This window comes from Kitasatospora sp. NPDC091207 (assembly GCF_044768625.1).
Lineage (GTDB): Bacteria > Actinomycetota > Actinomycetes > Streptomycetales > Streptomycetaceae > Kitasatospora.
In genome coordinates, this window is sequence record NZ_JBIVVS010000006.1 from 138,384 (window position 1) to 147,466 (window position 9,083).

The 9,083-nt window shown below is 72.8% G+C and carries 10 protein-coding genes and 6 tRNA genes; 8 read left to right on the forward strand and 8 right to left on the reverse strand.

Annotation, left to right across the window (positions count from 1 at the left end; translation table 11 throughout):
- Positions 1–21: 21 nt before the first annotated feature.
- Complete coding sequence (locus ACIQTO_RS13730) at positions 22–576, reverse strand: DUF4365 domain-containing protein (RefSeq protein ID WP_402387344.1); 555 nt, start codon at positions 574–576, stop codon at positions 22–24.
- Positions 577–723: 147 nt separating this feature from the next.
- On the opposite strand from ACIQTO_RS13730, the gene ACIQTO_RS13735 reads away from it, so the two are divergent.
- Complete coding sequence (locus tag ACIQTO_RS13735; RefSeq protein ID WP_402387347.1) at positions 724–1,491, forward strand: exonuclease domain-containing protein; 768 nt, start codon at positions 724–726, stop codon at positions 1,489–1,491.
- A gap of 101 nt (positions 1,492–1,592) precedes the next feature.
- Here the strand turns inward: ACIQTO_RS13735 and ACIQTO_RS13740 are convergent.
- From ACIQTO_RS13740 to ACIQTO_RS13750, 3 genes are all read right to left on the reverse strand, one after another.
- A tRNA-Val gene (locus ACIQTO_RS13740) sits at positions 1,593–1,664 on the reverse strand.
- A 211-nt stretch (positions 1,665–1,875) separates the two neighbouring features.
- Positions 1,876–1,947 (reverse strand) — tRNA-Val (locus tag ACIQTO_RS13745).
- A 113-nt stretch (positions 1,948–2,060) separates the two neighbouring features.
- A complete protein-coding gene (locus tag ACIQTO_RS13750) occupies positions 2,061–2,567 on the reverse strand; it encodes a TIGR02611 family protein (protein ID WP_402387349.1) in 507 nt (168 codons plus the stop codon).
- Positions 2,568–2,761: 194 nt separating this feature from the next.
- Between ACIQTO_RS13750 and ACIQTO_RS13755 the strand changes: the two genes are divergently transcribed.
- Both ACIQTO_RS13755 and ACIQTO_RS13760 read left to right on the forward strand, forming a co-directional pair.
- Positions 2,762–3,175, forward strand: a complete 414-nt coding sequence (locus ACIQTO_RS13755; RefSeq protein ID WP_030056266.1) for an SsgA family sporulation/cell division regulator — start codon at positions 2,762–2,764, stop codon at positions 3,173–3,175.
- A 465-nt stretch (positions 3,176–3,640) separates the two neighbouring features.
- Positions 3,641–4,210 (forward strand): CGNR zinc finger domain-containing protein, encoded by a 570-nt coding sequence (locus tag ACIQTO_RS13760; protein WP_402387352.1) that lies wholly within the window; start codon positions 3,641–3,643, stop codon positions 4,208–4,210.
- Positions 4,211–4,256: 46 nt separating this feature from the next.
- Here ACIQTO_RS13760 and ACIQTO_RS13765 read toward each other — a convergent pair whose 3' ends face one another.
- On the reverse strand, positions 4,257–4,760 hold the full coding sequence (locus ACIQTO_RS13765; protein WP_402387355.1) for a hypothetical protein: 504 nt from the start codon (positions 4,758–4,760) through the stop codon (positions 4,257–4,259).
- A 119-nt stretch (positions 4,761–4,879) separates the two neighbouring features.
- On the opposite strand from ACIQTO_RS13765, the gene ACIQTO_RS13770 reads away from it, so the two are divergent.
- On the forward strand, positions 4,880–5,380 hold the full coding sequence (locus ACIQTO_RS13770; RefSeq protein ID WP_402387358.1) for a DsbA family protein: 501 nt from the start codon (positions 4,880–4,882) through the stop codon (positions 5,378–5,380).
- Between the two features lie 7 nt (positions 5,381–5,387).
- Here the strand turns inward: ACIQTO_RS13770 and ACIQTO_RS13775 are convergent, their stop codons facing one another.
- The 3 genes from ACIQTO_RS13775 to ACIQTO_RS13785 all read right to left on the reverse strand — a co-directional run bounded on the left by ACIQTO_RS13775 (position 5,388) and on the right by ACIQTO_RS13785 (position 8,262).
- The gene (locus ACIQTO_RS13775) at positions 5,388–6,227 is read right to left on the reverse strand and encodes a GNAT family N-acetyltransferase (RefSeq protein WP_402387361.1); all 840 of its coding nucleotides are present in this window, start codon (positions 6,225–6,227) and stop codon (positions 5,388–5,390) included.
- A gap of 78 nt (positions 6,228–6,305) precedes the next feature.
- Positions 6,306–7,136 carry an aminotransferase class IV gene (locus ACIQTO_RS13780; protein WP_402387364.1) on the reverse strand — a complete coding sequence of 277 codons (831 nt, stop codon included), beginning with the start codon at positions 7,134–7,136 and terminating at the stop codon, positions 6,306–6,308.
- Between the two features lie 76 nt (positions 7,137–7,212).
- Complete coding sequence (locus ACIQTO_RS13785; RefSeq protein WP_402387366.1) at positions 7,213–8,262, reverse strand: chorismate-binding protein; 1,050 nt, start codon at positions 8,260–8,262, stop codon at positions 7,213–7,215.
- A 308-nt stretch (positions 8,263–8,570) separates the two neighbouring features.
- Between ACIQTO_RS13785 and ACIQTO_RS13790 the strand changes: the two genes are divergently transcribed.
- From ACIQTO_RS13790 to ACIQTO_RS13805, 4 genes are all read left to right on the forward strand, one after another.
- Positions 8,571–8,643: transfer RNA gene (locus ACIQTO_RS13790), tRNA-Gly, on the forward strand.
- Positions 8,644–8,683: 40 nt separating this feature from the next.
- A tRNA-Cys gene (locus ACIQTO_RS13795) sits at positions 8,684–8,757 on the forward strand.
- A gap of 34 nt (positions 8,758–8,791) precedes the next feature.
- Positions 8,792–8,863: transfer RNA gene (locus ACIQTO_RS13800), tRNA-Val, on the forward strand.
- Between the two features lie 41 nt (positions 8,864–8,904).
- A tRNA-Val gene (locus tag ACIQTO_RS13805) sits at positions 8,905–8,976 on the forward strand.
- Positions 8,977–9,083: the final 107 nt, after the last annotated feature.

The following is a 9,083-nucleotide window of genomic DNA, read 5'->3' on the forward strand; positions in this document are numbered from 1 at the left end:
CTCCCCGCCGGGGCCGGGCCGTCACGGGCTGCCGCCCGCACCGACCCGCGCCATGATGTCGCACAGTGCCCGGTCGTCGAAGACCTTCGCGGTGGGCACCCGGACGTTGGTCCGCCGCTGCCCGGTGACCGGGTGGCCGGCCAGGTTGACCCAGTAGCAGCAATGCCGCAGCTCCAGCGCGTCCGGCCCGGCCGACAGCCAGCGCTCGACCCGGCGCGGCAGCAGCATCACGACGAGGATCCTGGGCACCGCGACCCGCGCCCGCGCCAGTTTGCGCAGGTGGTCGTTGTCCAGGGTGAAGCTGAAGAACGGGCCGCGCGGACCGGGCGCGATCTGCTGGGTGGCCTTGAGCTGGATCTTGATGGTGACCTCGTCGTCCACCGCGTGGTCGCGCGAGCCGTGGCTGACCTGCCAGTCGATGCCGTTGTCGGGGAAGGGCTGGGACAGCGAGCAGCCCGCCGCCGCCACCACCGCGTGCAGATAGCCGACCTGCAGGGTCTCCATGCAGGCCGTCACGGCCAGATCGCCCCGCAGGACGGCCGCCGCCTCCTCGGGCTGCGGCTCTGTCAGCGTCATCGCCCCGTAGCCTCCCCCGGCCCCGGGCCCGTCCGGATTCGAACAGGGCATCTGACCGCAGGGTGCCCGGCCCGGACACCGCCAAACGGTTGAACGGGCGTCAGGGGCGGTATCAAGGGAACGGAACGCAGTACCTGAGGGGCAGTCATGCAGCAGCACTGGTACACCGGCCCGCTCGCCTCCTTCGACACCGAGACCACCGGCGTGAACGTCGAGACCGACCGGATCGTCTCGGCCGCCCTGGTCGTCCAACTCAGCCCGGGCGCACCCCCGCAGACCACCTGCTGGCTGGCCGACCCCGGCGTGCCGATACCCGACGGCGCCCGCGCGATCCACGGCATCGGCGACGAGCGGGTCCGCGCGCACGGCCGCCCGGCCCCGACGGTGGTGGCGGAGGTCGCCCGCGCCCTCGCCGAGCAGGCGCGCGCCGGGCGCCCGGTGGTGGTGATGAACGCGCCGTACGACCTGACGCTGCTGGACCGGGAGTTGCGCCGCCATCGGGCCACCGCGCTGGCGGACGTGCTGGGCCCGACCGGGCTGCTGGTGCTCGACCCCCGGGTGCTGGACAAGCACGTGGACCGCTACCGCAAGGGCCGGCGCACGCTGACCGACCTGTGCGCGCACTACGGGGTGGAGCTGACCGGGGCCCACGACGCCGCGGCCGACGCGACGGCGGCGCTGGGGCTGGTCCGCACGATCGGCACGCGCTACCCCGCGGCGCTGGGCGGGCTGTCGGCGGCCGAGCTGCACCTGCGGCAGGCGGTCTGGCACGCGGCACAGGCCCGGGGGCTGCAGAACTGGTTCGACCGCTCGGGGGCCCAGGAGCGGGTGGACCTCTCCTGGCCGTTGCGCCCGGCCCGCTGCGGCTGCGGGCGGCGGTTGTCGGCGGAGCACCGCTGCGAGATCGCGGCGTAGTGACCGGGCCCCGGTGGCGGCCGCCCGGTCGGTCGGCCTACGAACGCACCCATGCGACAGGCCCCGATCGGTCTCCCGATCAGGGCCTGTCTGCTGTCCGGTGGGCGATACTGGGATCGAACCAGTGACCCCTTCGGTGTGAACGAAGTGCTCTCCCGCTGAGCTAATCGCCCGGGCAACGAGATGAACAGTAGCACCATTCGGGGGGTGCCGTACAACTCGCATCCGGCCGGACGGCTGACACATCCGCAGAACTCGCGCTCCGCACGGAAGGTGACTGCGCCTCAGTCCGATTCCCCGGCAGCAGTTCACCGGGGATTACGGAAATACATGTGAGGCCCAGCCGATAATCGACTGGGCCTCACATATCACAATGCATTCCGGTGGGCGATACTGGGATCGAACCAGTGACCCCTTCGGTGTGAACGAAGTGCTCTCCCGCTGAGCTAATCGCCCGGGTGCAGGGAAAACATTACCGCATCTCCCGGGGTGCTCCGAACACCCCCGTCCCGGGCTCCCCTCCCCGGCCCGTCACCCGAACGGGCCGCCACCGGTTGCCGCCGGCCGGGTCAGCTCCGGTCGATCTTCCAGGGCATGGTGATCCCGTACTTCCAGAGGTACCAGCCGCCGATCCCGGCGATCACCGCCAGGCCGATCGCGGTGAGGGTGATGTTGCGGCGGCGGACCCTCGGGTCCATCGCCTTCTGGGCCGCCTCGGCCACCTTGCGGCGGGTCCACCGAAGGGCCAGCTGGGCCCAGACGAACTCGGTCGCCCAGATGCCCATGCCCAGGAAGATGACCACCCAGCCGGGACCGGGCAGCGGCAGCATGATCACGCCGGCCACCACCACCGCCAGGCCGACCAGGAAGACGGCCACCTGCCAGCTCAGGTGCAGCGGCCTGGACCGCCGGATGAAGTGCGGCGCGCGCGAGCCCAGCGGACGGCCGCCGTCCGCGCCCGTCCCGCCCTCGCCCCCGTCCGGCGCGTGTACCCCCGAGTCGTCCGGCACGACCGCATCACCCGTTCTCGTGTTCCCGCCCGCGTTCCCGCGCGCCTTGTCGCTTCGCACAGTCATGCCAGGAAACTAACCGAGAAGTGGCCCGGTAATGCCCCGCCGGGCACTCCGTGCCGATTCCGCAATGCGCCGTAAGGGGTACGACTCGGCCCCGAATCGGGACAGAGGGGTTTACATCGGTCGTGGAGGTGGGATGGTCCGTTCGCCGACGTGCGATTCCCCGAGCGCACACTGAGCGAAAGGCCATGGCGCTTATGAACACCACGGTCAGCTGCGAGCTGCACCTGCGCCTCATCGTGTCCAGCGAGTCCTCACTGCCCGTCCCCGCGGGCCTGCGCTACGACACCGCCGACCCCTATGCCGTGCACGCCACGTTCCACACCGGCGCCGACGAGACCGTGGAGTGGGTGTTCGCCCGAGATCTCCTTGCGGAGGGGCTGCACCGACCCACCGGCACCGGCGACGTCCGGGTCTGGCCGTCGCGCAGCCACGGGCAAGGGGTGGTCTGCATCGCGCTGAGCTCTCCGGAAGGAGAAGCCCTGCTGGAGGCCCCGGCCCGAGCGCTTGAGTCGTTTCTCAAGCGGACGGACGCCGCCGTGCCACCCGGCACCGAACATCGTCACTTCGACCTCGACCGGGAGCTGTCCCACATCCTCGCCGAAAGCTGACCCCACCCGGAGGCGGTCACGCCCCGCCGACAGCGGGGCCGTAACCCCCTGCCGCCACCGCAGCCGTCCTACTCGGGGGCACGGCAGCACGACTCAGCCGCGCACGACGCGGTCTCGGGGCCGGTGAAACGGTTCGCCTCCATCGGGGCGGGCCTCAGCACCGCAGGCGCCCGGCACCGGAGCCGGCCATCCGTACGGGTGGCCGGCCTCGCTGCCGGGCGCCACTGGTTTCCCGACGCGCTCTCCCGCGGGCGGCACCGCGCCGCGGGGAGCGGGCGCGTGGTCGCCGCGACCGCGCGGCGAACCGGACGGCGCGACCAGCGCCACGGCCGACCCGCACGCCCTGGCGTGATCCGTACACCCCTTCGAACGAAGCGGCGGCCCGCCGCCGCGGGGCCCGGTAAGGTCTGAGACTGACCGTAGACGCGGGGTGCCGACGGCCCCCTCCGCGTGAGGAGCCCCCACGTGCTGATCACCCATGACACCGAGTGCGCGCTGAGCATCCTCGTCGAGCTGCTCAACACCGCGCCCGAGGTGTGCGGCAGCGAGCTGCTGCCCGACGTGGCCGCGCTGGACGCCTTCGTGATCCGCCAGGAGATCAGCGAGATCGACTCGCTGACCGAGAACGACCTGCGCACGGTGCACGAGCTGCGCACCCGGCTGCGGGAGGTGTTCGGCACCGAGTCCACGGCGGAGGCCGCCGAACTGGTCAACGCGCTGGTCGCGGCCGCCGGCACCACGCCGCGACTGACCAACCACGACCACCACGGCTGGCACATCCACTACTTCGCCCCGCACGCCGCGCTGCGCGACCACCTCGCGGCCGAGCTGGGCATGGCACTGGCGTTCATCCTCACGGCGGGCGAGCGCGAGCGGCTGCGCCGCTGCGAGGCGCCGGACTGCGCCCGTGTCTTCGTGGACCTCTCGCGCAACCGCTCACGGCGGTACTGCGACAGCCGGACCTGCGGCAACCGGCTGCACGTCGCCGCCTACCGGGCGCGCCAGCGCTCGGCGGAGGCCGTGACCTCCGCCTGAGCCCTCCCGGCCGGCACCCTCCCCGCCGGGGCCGTGCCCGGCACGGTCAGATGCCGCGGCGGCGCAGGATCTCCTCGATGTCGGAGAAATCACCCAGGCCGTCGTCCTGCTGCCCCGCCTTCGGGCCGCTCTTCGGGCCCGCGGCCTTCGGGGCGGCGCTCTTCGGGGCGGCGGCCCCCGAGCCGGCCGGCGCCCCGGTGACGGCAGCCCGCCCCGGGGCGGGCCCGGTGACGGCCCGGCCGTCGCCGGTGGCATCCACCGCCCGGCGGCGGCCCACCCAGCGGGTGGCGAGCAGCAGCGCGGCCGAGACCGCCAGCAGCACGATGCCCGTCCAGACCCGGGGGTCGAACACCAGCTTCGTCGCCCAGTCGGCGAACTCACTGCCGATCGTGCGGGCCACGGGGAACAGACCGGTCAGATAGAGCCCGACCGGCAGCAGCGCCACGGCGAACCAGCGGGTCGCGGAGAGATAGCGCCGGCGGTAGGCGCGCAGACCCGCGACCGCCACGCCTCCGGCGGTGAGCACCAAAGAGACCGCCGCCGTCAACACGGCCGCGCTCCGTCACGTCCAGTCGTCCTGGTCATCGGATCGGACCTCCCGTCGCTTCCGGCCGGCGCCCGGGCCCACCGCCGGGACGGCGTGGGACCCACTAGTGGAACACTGGGAGCATGATCGAAGGTTCCCTCCCCCGTCTTGAGTTCTGGTGCGAGCTCCAGTGCCCGGACTGCCGTACGGCCCTGGACGACGTACGAGCGCTGCGCGAGCGGTACGGCGACGCGCTCGTCGTCGAGTTGCGCCACTTCCCGCTGGAGAAGCACAAGCACGCGTACGCCGCGGCGCAGGCTGCCGAGGAGGCGTTCGCCCAAGGCCTGGGATGGCCGTACGTCGAGGCGCTGCTGGAGCGGGTCGACGACCTCTCGGCGCGCGGCGAGGACGTGCTGCTGGAGGTCGCCCGCGCGGTGGGAGTGGACGCCGAGGAGGTCGACACCGCGTTGGTCGACGGCCGGCACACGCTGATCGTGGACGCCGACCAGGCCGAGGGGAAGGCGATCGGGGTGCAGGGCACCCCGACGTATGTGATCGGCGGGCAGCGACTGGACGGCGGGCAGAGCCAGGACGGCCTGCGGGCCCGGATCGTCGCCGCCGTCGAGGCCTCGAAGGCCTCCTGACGCACGGTCAGGTCAGCGGCTTGCCGTAGACCCGGTTGGTGATCCGGTAGCCGAGCGACTCGTAGAGCCGGATCGCGACCCCGTTCCCGGTGAACACGTTGAGCCCGAGGTCGCGCACTCCGGCGGCCAGGCACTCGCGTTCGGCGAGCAGCATCAACGAGCGGCCGTGGCCGGCGCCCCGGTGCGCCGCGGCCACCTCGACGACCATCACCCAGGCGAGCGGGGCGCCGTCGGGCAGGTCCCGGACCCGCAGGGCCAGCCAGAGCGAGCCCAGCGGGTCCGGCGCGTCCCCGTACAGCCGGCGCAGGGCCACCCCGGGGCTGTCCGCGCCCTGCGGCAGCAGGGACAGGTGGTCGGCGTCCGACTTGGCGCAGGCCTGCTCCGCGCCGAGGCCGGAGGAGACCAGGTCGGACAGATAGCCCTCCTTCGCGGCGGCCAGCCACCCCGGGAAGTCCGCGCTGTCGATCCGGCGCGCGGCGACGCCGGCCGGCAGCGCGGGCGGGGCGTCGAGGCGCTTGGCCATGTTCCGCATCCGCTCGGTGTAGCCCAGGGTGACGGCGAGGGCGCGGCCGACCTGTGCCGCCTCGGGGATGTCGGCGTCGACCCGGGTGCAGCCCCAACCGCGGAGCACCTCCTCGGCCGCCAGCGCACCGAAGGTGCCGCGCCCCCGGCCGCGCCCCTCGGTCACCTCCAACTCCGATATCTCACCCCAGAGTTGAGGGCCACGAGGAACGGATGTGGTGCGCAGCGCGCCGACCGGGCGGCCGTTGGCGCAGATCTGCCAGCGTCTGGTGCGACCGCCGGCGACGGGTGACTCCGGCCCCTCGGGGCGCAGCGTGGTGGTCATGTCGTGGTCCCTTCCCCGCCGTCCGGGTGTTCTATCCGCCCGGGGCCGTCGAGGAGTCCGGGGCCGGCACGGCGGGGCTCAGGGGTCGAGGTCGTCCCCGCTGCGCTCGGCGAAGACGGCCATCGCCTTGGCGGTGACGGGCCCGGGCCCGGCGAGCTCGCGGTCGTCGACCCGGGTGACGGCCTGGACGTCGCGCAGGGTGGAGGTCAGGAAGATCTCCTCGGCCTCCCGGAGCACGTCCGACGGCAGGTCCGTCTCCTCGGCGCCGCACCAGTCGATGACGAGCCGGCGGGTGATGCCGGCCAGGCAGCCGGAGGCGAGGGTGGGGGTGAGCAGCCGGCCGCCGAGGACGACGAAGACGTTGGAGCCGGTGCCCTCGCAGAGCTGTCCGGCGGTGTTGGCGAGCAGCGCCTCGGAGGCGTGCGCGCGGTGGGCGGCGGCGAGCGCGACGACGTTCTCGGCGTACGAGGTGGTCTTGAGGCCGGCGACGGCACTGTGCTCGTTGCGGCGCCACGGGACGGTGGCGACGGCGGTGGTGTCGGGGCGGTGCGCGGCGGCGGCGAGGGAGACGACCAACGTGGGGGCGCCGTCGCCGCGCTCGGAGCCGAGCGGGGCGAGGCCGCCGGTGTAGGTGAGGCGCAGCCGGCCGAGCGGCATCGGGTTGGCGGCCAGCACCTGGGCGCAGGCCGCGCGGACCAGGTCGTGGTCGGGATCGGGCAGGCCGAGGCCGCGGGCGGAGCGGGTGAGCCGGTCGAGGTGGCGGGTGACGGCGAAGGCCCGGCCGTCGACGGCCTTCATGGTCTCGAAGACGCCGTCGCCCGTGGTGAGTCCGTGGTCGAGGACGGACAGGGCGGCGTCGGCGGAGTCGACGAGTGAGCCGTTGACCCAGCTCTTGGTGGGGTGTTGCATCGAGGGCTGCTCCTCAAGACGGTTGGGTGGTGCGGTGGGCCCGGGCCGATGGCGGCCCGGGGGCGTTCGTCCCGCTTCAGTCGGTTTCGGTGCCCGAAGCTATCGCGACCAGGCGGGCGGCCTTCAGTTCGGTTTCCGCCCACTCGCGCGCGGGGTCGGAGCCCCAGGTGATGCCCGCGCCGGTGCCGAAGCGCAGCACGGGCGCGTCGGGGTCGTTCCGGTCGATCCAGAACGTCCGGATGCCGACGGCGAGTTCGGCCTCGCCCCGGTCGGCGTCGACCCAGCCGACGGCGCCGCAGTAGGGGCCGCGCGGGGCGGTCTCCAGGGCCTCGATGATCCGCAGTGCGCTGGACTTGGGGGCGCCGGTGACGGAGCCGGGCGGGAAGGTCGCGTCGAGGAGCTCGGGCCAGCCGGCGTCCGCGCGCAGGGTGCCCTGGACGGTGGAGACCAGGTGGACCAGTCCGGGGTGCTTCTCGACGACACAGAGGTCGGGAACGGTGACGGTGCCGGTGTCGCAGACCCGGCCGAGGTCGTTGCGGACCAGGTCGACGATCATCACGTTCTCGGCGTGGTCCTTCTCCAGCAGGTCGTCCTCGGTGCGGCCGGTGCCCTTGATCGGGCCGGAGGAGACGGTGCGGCCGTCGCGGCGCAGGTAGAGCTCGGGCGAGGCGGTCGCGATCTCGACGCCGTGCCCGGGAATCCGGATCGTGCCCGCGTAGGGGGCGGGGTTGCCGCGCGCGAGCAGACCGGTGAGGGCGTCGATGTCGGTACGGGCCCGGTCCGGCAGCGGTGCGGAGAGGACGCGGCAGAGGTTGGCCTGGTAGACCTCGCCGGCCGCGATGTGGTCGCGGACGCGGCGGACGCCGGCCTCGTAGGCGGCACGGTCCAGGGAGCTGTGCCAGCTGCCGGCGGCCGGGCCGAGCCAGCCGGCACCGGACGGGGGTACGGGGGCGGGGCGGACGTCGTCGAAGCGGGCGCAGGTGAGGCGGCCCTCGAAGTCGTGGGCGACGGCCCAGAAGCCGGCGGAGTCCAGGGCGGCCGGGTCCGAGGTGACGTCACGCAGCCCGGTGGCGATGCGGCCGCCGAAGCGGGCGAGCGGGCTGTGGGGGACGGGGTGGCCGGACACGGTTCTCCTGCGCGGGGTGGCTGGGCTGCGGTGCCTGAAGTGTAGGTCGGGGGCGCGAACGGAGGTCGAGCTGCTGCGGGGGGGCGTGAGCAGCTGTGGGCGTCGCGCGGGTGTGCGCCGGGTGACCTGCGGCTGACCGTCGGGGTGCGCCGCAGGTGGGGGACGGCGGCCCCGCGGCACGGCGCTCCGGAGGCACCCCCGCGGCACGCTGCGGGAACGGATTTTTAGCTGGCCCGGGAATCCGCTAGAGTTCAACACGTCGCCAGGGAGCGCAGCCGAAGAAAAGCGGTGAAGCCCCCGGGAGACAGGCGGACGTGGCTCAGTTGGTAGAGCATCACCTTGCCAAGGTGAGGGTCGCGAGTTCGAATCTCGTCGTCCGCTCGATGGAGAACAGTGTAAGATCGTTCTTCGAGTGTTGCCTGGTGGAGTGGCCGAGAGGCGAGGCAACGGCCTGCAAAGCCGTCTACACGGGTTCAAATCCCGTCTCCACCTCCAAGAGGTTCGACCGGTTCGACCGGCCGACCTCCCCGCGCGATTAGCTCAGCGGGAGAGCACTACCTTGACACGGTAGGGGTCACTGGTTCAATCCCAGTATCGCGCACGTCGGATCCTTCGGGGTCTGCTGCAGGACCGCCACACCAGGCGCGATTAGCTCAGCGGGAGAGCACTACCTTGACACGGTAGGGGTCACTGGTTCAATCCCAGTATCGCGCACGTCGGGCCCTTCGGGGTCTGCTGCAGGACCGCCACACCAGGCGCGATTAGCTCAGCGGGAGAGCACTACCTTGACACGGTAGGGGTCACTGGTTCAATCCCAGTAT